The 16,596-nt window shown below is 63.7% G+C and carries 17 protein-coding genes and 1 pseudogene; 15 read left to right on the forward strand and 3 right to left on the reverse strand.

What is annotated here, in order from left to right; translation table 11 throughout:
- Positions 1 to 62: 62 nt before the first annotated feature.
- Positions 63 to 1,415, reverse strand: a complete 1,353-nt coding sequence (locus QTH90_RS29710) for an MBL fold metallo-hydrolase (RefSeq protein ID WP_286668174.1) — start codon at positions 1,413 to 1,415, stop codon at positions 63 to 65.
- 304 nt (positions 1,416 to 1,719) lie between these two features.
- On the opposite strand from QTH90_RS29710, the gene QTH90_RS29715 reads away from it, so the two are divergent.
- The 8 genes and pseudogenes from QTH90_RS29715 to QTH90_RS29750 all read left to right on the forward strand — a co-directional run bounded on the left by QTH90_RS29715 (position 1,720) and on the right by QTH90_RS29750 (position 7,131).
- Positions 1,720 to 2,298, forward strand: coding sequence for a hemerythrin domain-containing protein (locus QTH90_RS29715; protein WP_286668175.1), 579 nt, complete (start codon positions 1,720 to 1,722; stop codon positions 2,296 to 2,298).
- Between the two features lie 130 nt (positions 2,299 to 2,428).
- Positions 2,429 to 3,034 carry a DUF938 domain-containing protein gene (locus QTH90_RS29720; RefSeq protein ID WP_286668176.1) on the forward strand — a complete coding sequence of 202 codons (606 nt, stop codon included), beginning with the start codon at positions 2,429 to 2,431 and terminating at the stop codon, positions 3,032 to 3,034.
- A 568-nt stretch (positions 3,035 to 3,602) separates the two neighbouring features.
- A complete protein-coding gene (locus QTH90_RS29725) occupies positions 3,603 to 3,839 on the forward strand; it encodes a hypothetical protein (RefSeq protein WP_286668177.1) in 237 nt (78 codons plus the stop codon).
- 203 nt (positions 3,840 to 4,042) lie between these two features.
- Positions 4,043 to 4,354 carry a polyhydroxyalkanoic acid system family protein gene (locus QTH90_RS29730; protein WP_286668178.1) on the forward strand — a complete coding sequence of 104 codons (312 nt, stop codon included), beginning with the start codon at positions 4,043 to 4,045 and terminating at the stop codon, positions 4,352 to 4,354.
- Between the two features lie 226 nt (positions 4,355 to 4,580).
- A pseudogene (locus QTH90_RS29735) lies at positions 4,581 to 4,727 on the forward strand (IS30 family transposase); the annotation flags it as partial.
- A 399-nt stretch (positions 4,728 to 5,126) separates the two neighbouring features.
- The gene (locus QTH90_RS29740; protein ID WP_286668179.1) at positions 5,127 to 5,909 is read left to right on the forward strand and encodes a hypothetical protein; all 783 of its coding nucleotides are present in this window, start codon (positions 5,127 to 5,129) and stop codon (positions 5,907 to 5,909) included.
- A gap of 573 nt (positions 5,910 to 6,482) precedes the next feature.
- Complete coding sequence (locus tag QTH90_RS29745) at positions 6,483 to 6,692, forward strand: hypothetical protein (RefSeq protein WP_286668180.1); 210 nt, start codon at positions 6,483 to 6,485, stop codon at positions 6,690 to 6,692.
- A 121-nt stretch (positions 6,693 to 6,813) separates the two neighbouring features.
- Positions 6,814 to 7,131 (forward strand): hypothetical protein, encoded by a 318-nt coding sequence (locus QTH90_RS29750; RefSeq protein ID WP_286668181.1) that lies wholly within the window; start codon positions 6,814 to 6,816, stop codon positions 7,129 to 7,131.
- A gap of 259 nt (positions 7,132 to 7,390) precedes the next feature.
- Here the strand turns inward: QTH90_RS29750 and QTH90_RS29755 are convergent, their stop codons facing one another.
- Positions 7,391 to 7,858 (reverse strand): YidB family protein, encoded by a 468-nt coding sequence (locus QTH90_RS29755; RefSeq protein WP_286668182.1) that lies wholly within the window; start codon positions 7,856 to 7,858, stop codon positions 7,391 to 7,393.
- A 10-nt stretch (positions 7,859 to 7,868) separates the two neighbouring features.
- Positions 7,869 to 8,138 carry a GlsB/YeaQ/YmgE family stress response membrane protein gene (locus tag QTH90_RS29760; RefSeq protein ID WP_286668183.1) on the reverse strand — a complete coding sequence of 90 codons (270 nt, stop codon included), beginning with the start codon at positions 8,136 to 8,138 and terminating at the stop codon, positions 7,869 to 7,871.
- 276 nt (positions 8,139 to 8,414) lie between these two features.
- Between QTH90_RS29760 and QTH90_RS29765 the strand changes: the two genes are divergently transcribed.
- From QTH90_RS29765 to QTH90_RS29795, 7 genes are all read left to right on the forward strand, one after another.
- The gene (locus tag QTH90_RS29765; protein WP_286668184.1) at positions 8,415 to 8,804 is read left to right on the forward strand and encodes a hypothetical protein; all 390 of its coding nucleotides are present in this window, start codon (positions 8,415 to 8,417) and stop codon (positions 8,802 to 8,804) included.
- An 88-nt stretch (positions 8,805 to 8,892) separates the two neighbouring features.
- Positions 8,893 to 9,780, forward strand: a complete 888-nt coding sequence (locus QTH90_RS29770) for a hypothetical protein (protein WP_286668185.1) — start codon at positions 8,893 to 8,895, stop codon at positions 9,778 to 9,780.
- Between the two features lie 45 nt (positions 9,781 to 9,825).
- Positions 9,826 to 10,209: a hypothetical protein gene (locus QTH90_RS29775; RefSeq protein ID WP_286668186.1), complete on the forward strand. Its 384-nt coding sequence runs from the start codon at positions 9,826 to 9,828 to the stop codon at positions 10,207 to 10,209.
- Entirely contained in the window at positions 10,175 to 11,929 is a 1,755-nt protein-coding gene (locus QTH90_RS29780; RefSeq protein ID WP_286668187.1) for a RecQ family ATP-dependent DNA helicase, read from the forward strand. The genes QTH90_RS29775 and QTH90_RS29780 overlap by 35 nt, the downstream gene beginning before the upstream one ends.
- A gap of 305 nt (positions 11,930 to 12,234) precedes the next feature.
- Positions 12,235 to 12,939: a glycosyltransferase family 2 protein gene (locus QTH90_RS29785; protein ID WP_286668188.1), complete on the forward strand. Its 705-nt coding sequence runs from the start codon at positions 12,235 to 12,237 to the stop codon at positions 12,937 to 12,939.
- Positions 12,940 to 13,113: 174 nt separating this feature from the next.
- Complete coding sequence (locus QTH90_RS29790; protein ID WP_286668189.1) at positions 13,114 to 13,416, forward strand: cysteine hydrolase family protein; 303 nt, start codon at positions 13,114 to 13,116, stop codon at positions 13,414 to 13,416.
- Positions 13,417 to 14,144: 728 nt separating this feature from the next.
- Positions 14,145 to 16,571 (forward strand): catalase, encoded by a 2,427-nt coding sequence (locus QTH90_RS29795; protein WP_286668190.1) that lies wholly within the window; start codon positions 14,145 to 14,147, stop codon positions 16,569 to 16,571.
- Positions 16,572 to 16,596: the final 25 nt, after the last annotated feature.

The raw sequence follows: 16,596 nt of genomic DNA on the forward strand, positions 1-16,596 counted from the left end.
GAACACCGGCGCAAGGGCACTTTGCTCGATTTCGACGCCTTGCAACCATGCTGTTCCCCGTCTCAGAGTTCGCAGGCTTCGAGGTAGTCGGGCACCGTAACCGGCCATCCGTGGCGCTCTTCGATCGCAAGTCGCAACGCATCGGCGGCCACCGGCTCACCGTGCGTCACGAAGACCCGTCGAGGCGCCGACAGCGCAGTCAACCAGTGCAGGAGCTGCGCGCGATCGGCATGCGCGGACAACGTGTCGAGATTGGCGACCTCGGCGCGCACGGGCACGTACTCACCATGGATCTTCACCTCCCTCGCGCCCCCCACCAGTGTCGCTCCGCGCGTGCCAACGGCCTGGAAGCCGGCGAACAGGATTGTGTTCCTTGCGTTGGACGCATAGGCCTTGATGTGATGCAGGACGCGGCCGCCGGTGGCCATGCCGCTGGCCGACACGATGATGGAAGGGAAAGTCAATGCATTGAGCCGCTTCGATTCTTCCATCGAGTTCACGATGGTCGCTTCCCTGCTCATCGCCGCGCATTCATCGGCGCTCAGGCGATGCTCGTCAAGGTGAAGACGATAGATGCGCGTCACATCCGCGGCCATCGGGCTGTTGAGGTACACCGGCATGTCGGGAATCCGGCGGGCCTGCTTGAGCAGGTGAATGCAGTGCAGGAGGGTCTGCGCGCGCCCCACGGCAAAGGATGGGATCACCACGACGCCCCCTCGGGCAGCCGTTCGGTTCAGGATCTCGGCCAGGGCGGCCAAGGTATCGACGTCGCGGTGAAGGCGATCCCCATAGGTCGACTCGACGACGACGTAGTCTGCCGATTGAGCCGCTTGCGGCGGTCGCATCAGGAGATCGTCGCTGCGACCCAGATCGCCCGAGAACAGGATGCTGCCTCCCGTCCAAGCGACGCGCACGCTGGCCGCACCCAGGATGTGTCCGGCGCGCGTCAGCCGCCACGACCAGTCCCGCCACAGCGCGTGCTCCTTCTCGAATGGGACGGTCTCGAAGCGCGCCAGCGCATCGCGGGCGTCCTGTTCCGTGTACAGCGGCAATGCCGGCTTGTGCTTCGAGTGGCCGTGACGGTTGGCGAAATCGGCTTCCTCCTCTTGCAGACGCCCTGAATCGAGCAGCATCAGCTTGCAGAGCTCGCGCGTGGCGTCGGTGCAATAGACCGGCCCCTTGAAGCCGAGCTTCACGAGGCGCGGAACAAACCCGCTGTGGTCGATGTGCGCATGGGTCAGCAAGATCGCGTCGATGTCCCCAGCCTTGACCGCAAACGGTTCCCAGTTGCGCAGGCGCAGTTGCTTCAGGCCCTGGAACAAGCCACAGTCGACGAGGAGCCGGCGGCCCGCATGCTCGAGCAGGTATTTGGATCCGGTAACAGTTCCCGTGCCACCCAGAAATTGAATACGCATGGTCGCTCCTTCGTTCACCGAAGCTTGGCACCCGGCGGACGGATCGACTTGATCCTCGTCAATCGATGGGCGCTGACGGTCTGGCGCAATCTGCGCGCCGGGGCCATGCCGATCCGATCGAGCCTGAGTCCTCCGGCGTGCGGCGCATGGTCCTCGTCCACGATGACTCCGTACGGAAGCTTGATACATCGCAAGGCGACGTCCTCAGCAAGGGCGCACGATAGGGTCATCCCGATCGAAGTATCCGGCGGACGTTTCGGTCCAGAGTGTCCTCGGAATCTGGGCAGTTCATTGGAGATTTCACATGACCAGTCAGATTGCGCAATGGCATGCCGAGCACGGAAACTTCTCCCTGCTGCTGAGCATCCTCGACGAGCAGGTCGCCAGGTTTCGCGACGGGGAGAGTCCCGACTACAACCTCATGCTCGAAGTCGTCTCTTACTTGCGGGAGTTTGGAGATTGCTTTCACCATCCGCGCGAAGATGCGGCCTTCAAGATTCTTGCGGCGCGCGATCCTCAGATGCAAATGCCGATCAACCGCCTGCTTCAAGAGCACCGCGTCGTGGCGGCGGCCGGCGAGGAACTCATATCGCGATTGAACCAGGTGCTCAACGATGTCCCCGTCTTGCGAACGACCGTGGAAGCGGCGGCAGCACTCTACCTGGCTTACTACCGGCACCATATTGCGACAGAGGAGAGACAGATACTTCCGCGCGCTCGCCTTTTGTTGAATCCGGAGGACTGGGATGCCGTGGCCCGAGCGGCTCCATCGCGCCAGGACCCGCTGTTCGGAAACACGGCAACGAGACCCTACCCGAGGCTGGCCGAGTTGATGGCGGAGCGACCCTCGGTCCCAGGGCAGCAAGAATCTGTTGGAAGCTGAGATCGGGGCCCTGGCAGCGAGCGATCTGCAACTCAGAGCGCCTGTCATCGGTGCATCGTCAGGATGCGCGGATACTCCTGGCGAGACAGTAACTTATTGCGAGGCCGAAATGCAAGGTTCGACGCCCTGGATGCCCGGTGACGATAGCGCAGAGCGCAAGCATGCGCCGGCCACTTTGCGCAATCGCGAGCCGATCGCCAAGGTGCTGCAGGAGGAACTGCCGGTCACCGGCAAGGTGCTCGAAGTGGCGAGCGGATCGGGCGAGCATTGCGCTTTCTTCGCGGAGCTGTTCCCCGGCCATGTCTGGCAGCCGACTGATCCGGACCCGAGTGCGCTCGGCTCGATCGTGAGCTGGTGCGCGGGGCTCGACAACGTCTTGCCGCCGCTCGCACTCGACGCCGCGTCGGCGGATTGGCCGGTCGATGCCGCCGATGCAGTGCTCTGCATCAACATGGCGCACATCAGCCCGTGGGAGGCGACGCTCGGGCTGCTCGCGGGCGCGAAGCGGTTGCTGGCCAAGGGCTCGCCGCTGATACTCTATGGGCCGTGGCGCCGCGAGGGCGTGGCGACCGCGTCTTCGAATGAAGCGTTCGACGCTTCGCTCAAGGCACGCGATCCGCGCTGGGGGCTGCGGCGGGTAAGGGATCTCGACGCAGCCGCCGACGCGCACGCTTTCGCACGCACGCGGCTGGTCGAGATGCCGGCGAACAATTTGATGATGATCTACCGCCGCTAGCTGGCCCAACTCAGTGGCGGCAATTGGCCGACAACAGAGTCGCTGCCTCAGTCAACTGGCGGCATCCCCGATTCCTCACGAACTGTCACAAGGTCGTGGCTTCAACCTCTTGCTGCGGTCGCGGATCGACGCCTACGGATGCTTCGAGCGCTGCTCACCACCCAAGCATCGCCCTATCAGGCGTCAAATGGGAGCACCGCCAGCGAGAAAGGTTGAATACCGCGAGTACTGGCCCTGCCAGAACACCCAAACGGCGGCGGGCCATGGTGCGAGCGCCAGCAGCTGGTTCAAGTAAAAGTGGACGAGAGGCACTTCACGCGCCAAGGAGTCGGAAGTTGCGTGCATGGAAAGTCTCCTGTTCTGAGAAGTAATGCTACGCAAGCTCTTGGACGCTGCCTTGATGTAGCTCAAGCCAATGTCAATCTAGGGTTCGTACCGATCCCCCGTCGAATGAGGTCCATAGCCCATCGCATCTTCCCTCCTTCCGTTCAGGTTCATGCAAGGTTTATCTGGCGGTCCGCATATAAATCTCTCTTCAAGAGAACCTCCGATCCGAATGACAACCTCCTTGCGCAAGATCTCGATCACCGTAGTCGAGCCTGAGCCCGGCCGCTTCTGCTGGTTGCTGCTCGAATCGAGGGAGGACGCGAGTGTCTGGGGACCACTTGCCACCGCGGATGAGCCTTGCACCAGCTGGGGCGACGCCTTTGACGCCGGATGCGTTGCGCTCTGCAAGCTGGTGCAGGATGAAAGGGTCGGCCCGCAGGCGGTCGGCGAGAACGGGGACGCAAACCCGGAAGGCTGACCGGCCCGCCACGCCTGTGCACCATGGTCCGATCAGGCCCGTCCGCGGCGGGTTCGCGAAAAAACTCGACCTTCTCCCTGTCCGGGACCAATCAACATCTCGATCCACCCCCTCGCCGCTAGTACTAGGTGCCGGATACGATTCGGACAGACTTCGATCTCAGGCCCCTTGCCCAGCGCTCGGAATCGCGGCACCCTGTACGCATGGCGACGCCGATCTCCATCAGCATTCCACATCAACTCGGCCGCGTTGAGGCGCGTCGCCGCATCGATGCTGGGTTCGCGAGAATCATCACACTACTGCCCGGCAGCAGCGGACCTCCCACCCAGCGCTGGGAAGGTGACCGGCTCATTTTCAGCGTCGCAGCGATGGGGCAGACAGTCTCCGGCGTCATCCACGTGCTCGACGCCGCAGTCACTATGGAGATTGAGATGCCTGGTGTCCTGGGCGTGATCGCCCGCGGCCTCAAGGGAAAACTGCAGAAGATGGGACAGCTGCTCCTGACGAAAAAGTGACGCCGGTTCTGCGAAGACGCCGACGCGAGAGGCGAAGGCTAATCGGGCCCAAAAAGGCCTGCGCCGTTTTCTTTGAAGTCGGGAAAGCGAAGCGGCGCTGTGGATCGCGGTCTAGGCCTGCCGATCCCAAATGCTCATGACGCGAGGAGATCCAGCGTGCCATGGTGGCTGGCTTCTCGATTCGAGCGATCGCGATGATCCTCGGGCGAGGTCCATCATCGCCAGCCGTGAGTACATGCCGAAGGGCATGGACATCTCAAGCTTCTCGCAGCTTCAGCTTGACGCCATCGCGAGACAATTGAACGAGAGGCCGCGCAAGACGCCCGGCTTCCAAATACCCGCTGAAATGCTCAGCGAATGTGTTGCGTCGACCGTTAAATCCGCAACCTCAAAGCGAACGTACCCACTGGGTTCGCACCGGTGCCACCAGCGTGTCCGAGCGGCCGTCGATTCCGCCAGATGAATCGGGCCTCTTGATCCAAGCCTCGACGCGATGGACGTCCATCGACAGATCATCGTTCCACGCTCTCTCGGTCGATGACGACACCATTCGAGTGGCGCAGTCCTACTAGCGCAAAGGCGATGGGCTCTCGAATCTCATCTCCATAGAACGCACGATCCATGAGGCGTGCTTTCTGAATGCGCGACGTCAAACCGGAAAGGGCTCAGGGGACACGCTACGGCTGGAAAAGGTCCGGTGCACTCGGCCGCCTGGGATGGCGAGCCTGCGCATCTGATCGCTGCACTCGATCTTCAGACCAAAGGAATCTGCATGACCACGACGTCCACACGGGTCCTCAGCCCGATCATTCGCGACCGGGCCGGCGCTGTGCAGCCGATCCCCGCGGCGTTGGCCGCAATCACCGGGCAGCCGCTGACCGAGGTAAGTCGGATGCTTTGGCAATGCATTGACGCCTTAAAAGGGCTCGCAGGTGTCAACACCGAGGTGTCACCCGAGGACGCTTGTCATGCGGCGTTGCACCGGTTCGGCTACGAGCCCCATCGTCTTTACGCCGACGAGCAGCGACGCCCTGTCATGGGCGAGTTGCTCCGCGCTTACGCTCGATCTCCAGGCCCTTGTGAACGGCTTCTTGTAATCTGCGAGTCCGGTGACGCATTCGCATTCTTGGGCAATGAAGCAGCCGCTTGGACCGGCAGCGCGCCGACTACTCTCACGGCACTGGTCCAGGCCGGGACTCTGGAACTCGACATGCCAGTACGCTTCGCGTTCACCGTCAAAGCGCACCGTCCCGTGCCCATTGCCTCCCCCGACCACAAGTTCCTGGAATCGGTAGCCATCCCAGCTTTTGCCTTGGCCGACGCCTACAACATCGAAGTGATGCCTGTTGGGTGGCCCTACTGGAGCTTGTCCTTCCCTGGCGAAATGACAGATGGTGGGCCGGGCTCCGGCGCCACGTTGGTCTGCGGCGAGCACGAATTGCTGAGCGTCATCAATGACCGCGTGCGCCACGTCCAGCAAGCTGGTGAGATTACGGAAGAACTGATGGTTCGGCTCCGACTCGGCCGGCCGGCTACTTCGTCGGACTCGGCTTGACGGGCTGATGGGCGAGTTCGCCGAGGCTGCGATCAACGTGCAGGCGGCTGACAAGAAGTAGCGCTGCGGCAAACGGAGCGGACCGGCGATCTGGCGCCGTGTGCCATTCGGCGGCCTGCGCGCCTGGCGCTCCAGCTACGGCCTCGCGTCCAACAACTTTATCGCCGCGATAGCCTCGTGCCTTGCCTCGATGAGCGCCGATTGCCTCGATCGCGCCGCGAGGTGGATGTCTGCACCGGCAAGCGGCCATCAATCTGGAACGACCATGCCCAATGGGCGCCCGCTTCCCATGCTTTGATTTCGACCTGATGCCCGTGGTGCTCAAAGCTCGTATCGGACATGGATGCCCCTTCCAGAAGCGGCCCCACTCGGCGGGCGGGACGTCTGCCCTTTTCTTCCGACTCGGCCATGGCCTATCCCTTCTGGCGTCAGCTTGCGCACGCCGAACAGCCAAGCCATGCTGCGCGCCGATGGAGGGGTTGCCAAACTCTTCGCCCTTTTCCGTGCCAGTAAAAGTCCTATCCAGTCAAGCGCCCAGCCAGCCAATAGCCCCGCGCCGGTAGCATTCGCCCTATGACCCAAAATCACGATCTGTTCTCCCGATCCCCTTCCCTGCTCCGGATTCCCTCATGGCTTGGAGCCGGCGTCCACGAGGAACGCGACCTTGCTTTCGAGCCGGGCGACTACAAGATCACCCCGGGAGAGCGCTGGACCGTGACAGCCCTGAAAACCGGCGAGACTGTGTACTCCGGGATCGGCCCGGTGGACATCGTCAGGGCGTAAGGTCAAGCCAATCGAATGGCCATTTGCTGTCTGTGGGCAGCCCGCGACAGCGGGGCGAACAACATAGCTTGTGTGTGAAATTGCTCAGGTGTCTTCGTCGCCCACGCGCACAATTTCCGTCATGACCTCGCGTCACCCACCACCTCTGTACCGCCATGCCTGGTGGTTGCCTGGCGCATGGTCCGCAGTCGCGGTGACCTTGGCCATTGCCGCGCTCCGACCGAGCGAGCAAAGCATTCTCCTCATGGTTGCCATTCTTTGCGCGCTGCCTTGGTCCCTCACCCTTCTGCTCCTCGATTTGAGTCAAGGATTCGCCAATCGAGCAGCGATGGTCGTCACCGTCGGCCTGTTCACCAACGTAGCGCTGATCTGGTGGTGCACCGCCCTCTTGCGGGCCCGATTCCGCCAACATCAAAGACTCGATCCTCAGGAGCCCTGATGAAGCTGCGCGCCCAGCGCAAGGTGTTATTTCGACTCGGTGCAAGCGGCCGCACTCGCCTGCCAACATCCGAGCGACGCGCAACGCGTGCGCGCGCTACGCCTTTCACTGCTGGAGGTCGAGGTCCGGACCGATCTCACGCTGGGGATGGGCCAGGCCATCGGTGAATGACATGGCCGCCGCGGGGCTAGTCTAGTCGTCGCCAGACTTTCCACTGCCGGCGAGAACGCTCGCCGCCCCTTTCGGCAGGGGCGGGCCGTTACAGCCGCCGAAGGTAGTCGTCAAGGCTCGCGGTCAGCCGATCGCCTTCGGGCAGGGTGCCGGTGGGCGTGAAATGGTCGACTACGTCGGGCAGGAGCTGCGACAGGCCGCTGCGCGCGTCGTCGTCGCCGACGCCCGCCTGCTGCGCGATCCGATGCACCTCCTCTTGCCCGAAGACCTCCTCGATCGCCTCGGGCGGCAGGGCCTCGTTCGGCCCAGTTCCCACCCAGGAACCGGCTTGTCGTCCATAGCCCCGCTGGGTGAGCTGATCAAGCAGATCGCCGATGCCGCTCGCCCGGTCCGCCATGCCAGTGCCCTGCTGGGTGCGCTGTTGCAACATTCTGAGCACTACGGGCAGCAGCGCCAAGAGCACCGGGCTCAGGCCAGCGCCGCCGCCGCGCTGGCTGTCGCGACCCCCCAGCGCGCGACCGGCCAGGCCGCCGAGAATCTGTGTGAGCAAGCCCATGGCGCGCTCCTTAGCGGACTCGGCCGCGCCGCACCAGATTGACGATTGCCAGTAGGATGACGGCACCGATCAGCGAAGCGAGCAGGCCGCGAACGCTGAAGTCGTTCTGGTTGACGGTTGCCGTCCCGAGCAGCGGCGCCACCAGCCAGCCCCCCAGGAGCGATCCGATGATCCCGACGATCACGTTGAGGACCATGCCTTGCTGTGCATTGGTGCGCATGATCATGCTGGCGACCCAGCCGATAAGGCCGCCCACGACAAGCCAGATGATGAGGTTCATGGAGTGCTCCTTGGTTGAGGTTCCCCCAGCGTTGAGCGACTAGCTTCGCACGCGTATAGGAGAACACCTCCAAACGCCGGAGGTCAAGGACCGCGGCCCGACTGCCGCGCAGCGCTTGCGCATCACCTCAAGCGAGCCGCCGCCTACAACGACACGGCTCGACGGCCGATCAAACCGCAGGGTTGCGTGGGCGATAAGTGTTGTTATTGGTGTCCCCGGCCCAGCACTCGCTGCCGCCATCACCCTTTCCGATCTTTACCAGCTTGAGGACGACAGATGGAAACCACTTCAACCAACTTACAGGCCGAGGGCGCCGAGGCGCGCAAGGACGGCGGGACCGACGCCGGTCGAAGCCCCATGGACTCGAACTCCTTTGACACGCAGAGCGGGTCGACATTCCGCACGGCGCCGGACGCGACGCAAGACTATCTGCAGGATGCGAAGTCCAAGGCGAGCGCCGCGGTCGAGACGGGAAAGGCGTATGCCCAGGCTGCAGTCAACGCCGCTGGCAAGAAAATCGATGACGTAAAAGGCCAGGCTGCCGACCTGAAGCAGCGGGGCGTGGAGTACGCCGCGCAGGAGCCCATGAAGGCGGTTGCGATCGCCGCCGCCGGCAGCGCAGTGGTAACAGCGCTATTGATGACGCTGATGCGCGCGCGTCGCTAGTCGCCCTGCAACGTCCCGCCGACCGTCGATTGGGGACCTGCGGCATGTCGGAAGAGGTCCTTGTTGAACGCCAACAAAAGGCGTCAGCATGACAAACGTCTGCGAGCGCTGCGGTCGAAGCAATCGCGCCGGTGCGATGTTCTGCATCGGTTGCGCCGGAAGGTTGCCAGGCTTCGCGCCCTCGGGACCGTCCGCGCTGCGGGGCATGACGCCGCCGCTGGCGAGCGAGCGCGCTGCAGCGCGGCGCTCCGAAGGCGATCAAGGTGCACTGGCCCGCCAGTCCGATCGTTCGGATCACCCGGCCCGGACGGTGCTGCCCCCCGAGACGCAGTCGTTCTGGATGGTGCTGGGCGTGCTCGCTATGGCGACAACGATCGGTTTCGTGGCCCTATTCGTAAACGTCACAGGCACGCCTTCTCTTGGCCGTGGCGGCAAGTCCGCGCAACCCGCTTCCACCGCACCACCAACATCACCCGATCGAATGGCGGCTGCATTGCCGCCGCCTCAGTGGCACGGGCAGGCTTCTGGCCCCCCCGCCGCGCAGGTGCCGCAGGTGCCTCTCTCGACGGAGGCATCGACCGCGTACGGGGCGGGCACCGTCCTGGAAGCGCCCGACGCCGGCGCTGCGATGCGGGCGGCCGTGCAAGATCCCAGCGCCGGCAGCCACGCGGGGCAAGTCCAGGCTGTCGAATCCTTTTACCGGGCACTGTCTGTGGCGGACGGCAAGGCGGCTGCGGCGGTGGTGATCCCCGCCAAGCGGGGCGCCGGCCCGTTCAATGAGAACAACATGGCGCGGTTCTTTGGCTCGTTCGATCGGCCCCTGCTTATCCGCTCGCTCCGCGCGATCGATGACCGCCGAGTGGAGGCGAGATACAGCTATCGGGTGTCGAGGACCACGTGCGAGGGCACGGCGATCGTGGAGACGCAGCGCGTGGGTCAACAGATCCTGATTCGCAGCATCCGCGCCAACTGTTAGCAGCGGTCAGCTTCAACCTCCCATCACCGCATCCAAAAGGACCCCATGGCCAGTAGCAGCATTCTCGGGGGTGAGCACATGCCGGCTCGCCCGCGCGGTGCGGATGTCGACGCGCTAGGACCAAGCGACACCAGAGACAGCGGCAGCGACGTGGAATCGGACCGCTTCCGGTCTGCGCTTCCCGATGACAACGCACAGGGCGCGCCTGCGATCTCTCACGGCAGCAGCACCGATGCAGCGGGGGCCGGCGAGCGCGCGTCAGCTGGCGCGGAGACGTTTCGGCTTGACACGGACGTTCTGCCCGATCGCGTCGAAATGGTGCCGCGAGATGCGCTCTATGCTGCCGAGTCGATGGACCCTACACCGGACGAACTCGCCGCGGCCGGCGAAGACGATGCCCAAGACGACGAAGACGGCGCTCAGGTCTGAGCGTCCGGCCGCGTCCCCTGGCACCGATCAGGTGGAGCGCGGCCTGCGCAAGGTCTTCGGCCTGCGCAGGCTGCGCGCGGGGCAACGTGAAGTCATCGCCCGCGTCCTAGAAGGTCGCTCTACGCTCACGGTGATGCCGACCGGTGCGGGCAAGTCGCTTTGCTACCAGCTGCCAGCGATTTTGCTCGAAGGCCGCACGATCGTGGTCTCACCGCTCATCGCCTTGATGAAGGACCAGTGCGAGAAGCTGCTCAAGCTCGGTATTGCGGCCGTTCAGCTCAACAGTCAGTGCTCAGCGGAAGAAATCAGTGCGGCCGAGGCGGCCATTGAGGAAGGGTCGGCGACGATTGTCCTGACCACGCCCGAGCGGCTTGCCGACCGGGACTTCCTAGCTCTGCTGCAGAGGGGGACCACGGCCCTGCTGGTCGTGGACGAGGCGCATTGCATCTCGCAATGGGGACACGACTTTCGACCTGCCTTTCTCGAGATCGGGAACGCATTGCGGGCGTTGGGAAACCCTTCCGTGCTGGCGCTGACCGCCACCGCCAACGACGAGGTGGCGCACGACGTGATGGAGCGCCTGGGCATCCCGAGAGCTGGCCTTCTGGACACCGGCAGTTACCGGCCCAACCTGCGCTACGCCGTCGAGCAACTCGCCACCGAGGACCGAAAGCGCGAGCGCGCGCTAGTTCTGGTCAAGGACATTGCCGGCAGTGGCATCGTCTATGCAGCCACCATCAAGGCGGTTGAAGCGGTGCACGCAGCGCTCGAGTCGGCGGGGGAGTCGGTCGCGCTGTATCACGGGAAGCTCAGCAGCGCGCAACGCCGCGAGGCCCAGGACGCATTCATGAGCGGCGAGGTGCGCGTCATGGTGGCCACCAACGCTTTCGGGATGGGCATCGACAAGGCCGACATCCGCTTCGTGCTGCACTACCAGATGCCGGCCGGCCTGGACAGTTACTACCAGGAGTCGGGTCGTGCCGGGCGCGATGGCGCGTCGGCCGACTGCATCCTGCTGTTTCACCGCCGCGACCGCGCGGTGCAGCAGTTCTTCCTGGCGGGGCGCTATCCCGATGCGAAGGAACTCGACGAGGTCTATGCAGGCTTGCGATCGCAGCCGCCCGACGGCGCCGGGTGGACCCTGCAGACGCTGCAAGGCAAGCTGCGCGCTCCGCGCAACAAGATTCAGGTGGCGTTAACCCTGCTGCGCCAACGGCGGATCGTGCGCCAGAGCGCCGATGGCCGCCTCGCGGTCCTGCGTCCGGCCGTCTCGCCGGAAGCCCTTGCCAGCATGCTCGATCACTACCGCGAAAAGCGTGAACAGGATCAGGCCACGCTCGAGGGCATGGTGTTCTATGCGCAGACCGGACTTTGCCGTTGGCAGGTGCTGTTGACGCACCTGCAGGGCGGAGACCCTGCGACGCGTTGCACGACCTGCGACAACTGCAGGCGCATCGCCCTTCACGCCGCACAGGCAGAGGCGCAAGTTGATGAGTCGGCGGGCTGCCCGGTGGGGGCCGTCAGCACGCCGCCGCCCTTCCGACCGGAGGCCACGGTGCGGGTCCGACGTTACGGTGTCGGTCAGGTGGTAGCGGCGACCACGATGGCAGTCGAGATCGAGTTTGCCGATGGAAGCAAGCGGTCGTTTCACCCGGATTTTGTCCGATCCGTGCGCTCCGCCCCGGCTAGCCTACAGCGCCCGCTTCCAGGACTCGGTTGAGTCGGAGCGAGCCAGCCAGCGTTGAGGGCATGCTGACCGACCGAAAGGCCGAGGGCAGCCTAAATCATCTCCCTTCCATCCTGATGTGAAACCCTCGAACACCAGGTCGCGCGAGACCTTCAGGCGTGAAGGCGACCGGAGCCGCGCGGCAGTCAGGGTCTGAGCGCCCGCAGCAATGCTCATTCGAGCCGTGCTTCCATACCGCGGGGTCCTACCTACAGCTTGCCAATCTGTTTTCCGACTTGTCAGGCCGTGGGCGGCGCCGACGATAAGGTGTCAACCCACGATGCCCAAGGTCTTCCCCTATGCTCGGAATCGTCGTACCCGCTCACAACGAAGCGGCCTTGATTGCCGATTGCGTCTTGGCCATCATGAAGTGTGCGCACAGTCCACGCCTGGAAGGCGAGCCCGTTGAATTGGTAGTGGTGGCCGATGCCTGTACTGACGCAACGGCGACGCTCGCTGCGCATGCCGGCGCCCTCACGTTGGAGATTGCTGTTCGCAACGTGGGCGTTGCGCGGGCCACGGGGGCCGAACTGCTCCTATCCCGCGGCGCCCGCTGGCTCGCATTCACCGACGCCGATACGATCGTGTCACGCGACTGGCTCGCCGAGCAACTCGATCTGGATGCCGACGCTGTCTGCGGCACCGTGGAGGTCCAAGACTGGACGCCGCACGGCGAGCATGCGAACCTCCTGTGCTGGCATTTCGGGCAGACCTATACCGACAAAGATGAGCATCGCCACGTCCATGGCGCGAATCTGGGTGTCTCGGCTACTGCGTACCGTCTTGCCGGCGGCTTTCAAAGCATTGCATGCGGCGAGGATGTGGCATTGATCGCTGCGCTCGAAGCAGCAGGGGCACGAATCGCCTGGAGCGCACGGCCTCGTGTGATTACGAGCGCAAGGCGCAAGGGGCGTGCTGTGGGTGGATTTGCGGATGCGCTGGTCGAAGCGGTGGCATTCCGACTTCGTGCAGACGCTTTGTCACCCCTGCTTTTCAGCACCTGATGTTGAGCCGCCATGGAATTACCTGACTGCTCCAGTGGCCCGCTTTCGTGGCCTCGGTCGCCGCAGCGTACCTTGTGGGCTCCAACGCCAAGTCTCGTCGCAACGCCGGCTTCTGGATATTTCTTCTCAGCAATGTCTTCTGGGTCGCCTGGGGTGCTTACAAACGACTACTTAGTGCTCAAGCCGAAGCATTCTGCTTTTCATGCAACGCCCTTGGCTTTGTTGCTGGATCATCTCCAGGTGCACAAGCTCTATTTGGCCGGCGTGTCCAGTGACCAATGCGTGATGGCCGCCGTGATTGAAGCGCGCATGCGAGACATGGAGGTCGTGGTGCCGCGCGACCTCGTGGCCACGCAGGATGGCAAGCGCAATGCCGCGGCACTTGTGAATTTCGAGGTGGTGCATGGCCGGAAGACTACGCCTGCGTCACGGGTGCGCCTTCCGCGCGTGCATGCCACTTCAGCTCGCTCGCGTTGAGATCACGGTTGGTTCAAGGCGTGGCTCAATTAGCTTTGGCAGCATCAGCCGTCTGATACGGAGCACAGTGTCGTGCGTGCGAGCTCGCACTCTGAAAGAGGTGCGGCCACCCGTGCACGGTCCTACACCAGGCGGCGCGAGCGCCTCACTCCTGAGGCGCCAAAGAACTGCAATCTCATCCCGACACCGAGGAGCCCATCATGACCGTAGGATCTCAGTCGCCCGACGCGACAAAAGTTGAACCTCTGGAACCCCGGGGACGAAGCACCGCCGGGCATTCCCGGCCCAGGCGAAGACGTCTGCCCGCTCTGCGGCGGCACCGGCAAGGACGGTGCTGGGCAAACCTTTAGCGCGTGCCAGGGTACTGGAAAGGTGACCGTCGGCATCGGCGGCGGCTGAGAGCCACGCGATCATCGATGACCGACGGCGTGCACAGAGTCCGTCCCGTCGATCGAGTATCGGCACTTGGGCCTTAGGCGAGAGCTCTCGCGCCGCTGTGGCTCACACCGGCTGCCCATGGGCGCCGCCGCACACGGTCGCAGCCGGCGCAAGGCTCGGCCTGCGGCAAGCGGCCCGGTCTTTTGCCCGCGTGGCTTCGGTTCCAGATCGACAACGCCCTCGGCCAGTAGCGTCTTGGAGTTCGAACGAGCACCCCCTGTCGCGACGATTTCCTACAAGAGTAGGAATATTCGACGCCTAGGCTCGCGCTCCCTTCGAACGAGACTGCCATGGCCACCAAAAAAACCCCTACACCTTCAGCCGAACTCGATGCGGCTCGCGCCGCGGCACGAAATACCGACAGTGGCCCAGCCACACCTGCGCCGCCCGCCGCGGGTAAAGGCGACCCGCCTGCCCAAAAGGCGATCGACACCCAGGCGCTCGCTGGCGGGATGCCTGCCAACACGAACAAGCCCTTGGAATACGGAGAGCCGAACGCACCGACACCGCCGGTTGGGGTCAGCGTGAGTCCTCCCTCGAGGTTGCCCACCGGCAGCACGCTCTCCGAACAGAACTTCTCCGGAAAGACCGGCACCGTGGCGCTCGAAGGAGTCAATGCCACGATCGACACGCTCGATCGCGTCCGTGTGGACTCCGGCGGGCAGGTGTTGACGACCAACCAGGGCGTAGCCATTGCCGACAACCAGAACTCACTCAAGGCCGGCGCGCGCGGACCGGCGTTGCTGGAAGACTTCATCCTCCGAGAGAAGATCACGCACTTCGACCATGAGCGCATTCCCGAACGCATCGTGCATGCGCGCGGATCGGGCGCGCACGGCTTCTTCGAGTGTTATGAACCGCTGACCCAATACACCAAGGCTGCCCCTTTCAAGGCCGCCGGCAAGATCACCCCAGTCTTCGTGCGCTTCTCGACGGTGGCCGGCGAGCGCGGCTCCAAGGACACGGCGCGCGACGTGCGCGGCTTCGCGGTCAAGTTCTATACCGACGAAGGCAATTGGGATCTGGTGGGCAACAACATGCCGGTGTTCTTCATCCAGGACGCGATCAAGTTCCCAGACCTCGTCCACGCCGTGAAGCCCGAGCCACATCACCAGATGCCGCAGGCTGCAAGCGCTCACGACACCTTCTGGGACTTTGTCTCGCTGATGCCCGAGTCGACGCACATGCTGATGTGGCTGATGTCGGACCGCGCGATTCCACGTAGCTACCGAATGATGCAGGGGTTTGGCGTCCACACCTTCCGCCTCGTCAATGACGCCGGAGAGTCGGTGCTCGTCAAGTTTCACTGGCAGCCCAAGCTCGGTACGCATTCGCAGGTCTGGGAAGAGGCCGTGAAGATTTCCGGCGCCGATCCGGACTTCCATAGGCGCGATCTTTGGGAGGCGATCGAGGCCGGCGAGTATCCAGAGTGGGAGCTTGGCTTGCAGATCTTTACGGAGGAGCAGGCCGAGCAGTTCAGCTTCGACATTCTGGACGCGACCAAGATCATTCCCGAGGAGCTGGTTCCGGTGCAGATCGTCGGGCGCATGGTCCTGAATCGCAACCCCGACAACTTCTTCGCTGAAACCGAGCAGGTGGCGTTCTGCACCGCCCACATCGTGCCTGGCCTGGACTTCACGAATGATCCGCTGCTTGCAGGTCGCATCCATTCCTACGTCGACACGCAGATCAGCCGCCTCGGCGGGCCAAACTTCCACGAACTGCCGATCAATGCGCCGATTGCGCAAGTTCACAATAACCAGCGCGACGGCATGCACCGCCAAGCGATCCATCGCGGACGGGTGGCCTATGAGCCCAACTCGCTTGCGGGAGGATGTCCCTTCCAGGCTGGAGCGGCCCAGGGCTTCACCAGCGTGGCCCGACGCATCGACGCGAAAGAGAGCGCGGACAAGGTCCGCATCAAGCCCGAAAAGTTCGCTGACCACTACACGCAAGCGCGACTGTTTTTCGAGAGCCAGTCTGACGTGGAAAAGGCCCACATCGGCAACGCGTTCCGCTTCGAGCTGTCGAAAGTCACCGTGCCAGCAATCCGCGAGCGCGTCGTCGCAAGCTTGCTTAACGCTTCACCCGAACTGGCGGCGCGCCTCGCGCAAGACTTGGGAATGGAGCTCCCGACACCTCTGCCCAAAGCGCTCGAGAACCCCGCAACTCCCGAGGTCGAGAGTTCGCCGACCTTGTCGCTGTTTGCGCGGCCAGGCGATGGCGGTATCCGTACGCGCAAGGTCGCCGTGCTTGTCGCCAACGGGGTCGAAGGCAAGTCGCTTGGCAAACTTGTGTCGTCTCTGGTGGCGGCAGGTGCTGTGCCGCGCCTCGTGGCGCCCCGTCTCGGAACCTACGTGGGCATCGGCGGCGAGAAGTTCGCCGCCGACGCAACGATGGAGAACTCACCCGGCTTCCTCTTCGACGCGCTCGTTCTTCCGGACGGTGAAGATGCAGTGGCGGCCCTGGACGCAGACGCGCACACACTCGAATTCCTGCGCGTTCAATACTGGCATTGCAAGACCATCCTGGCTTTCGGTTCGTCGCAAGCATTGCTCGCCGAAGCCCAGATACCGATGACGATGCCCGATGGTTCAGCGGATCCTGGATTGATCCTTGCCGACGCTTCTGCCGCCGACGAGGCAATCGCCGATTTCATTGGTGCAATGGGCAAGCATCGCCATTTCGGCCGCGAGAATGATCCTCCAGTCACTTGACCGCGAACAAGCGGGAGTTCGGCCG

It is taken from the genome of Variovorax flavidus (assembly GCF_030317145.1).
Classification (GTDB): Bacteria; Pseudomonadota; Gammaproteobacteria; order Burkholderiales; family Burkholderiaceae_C; genus Variovorax; species Variovorax flavidus.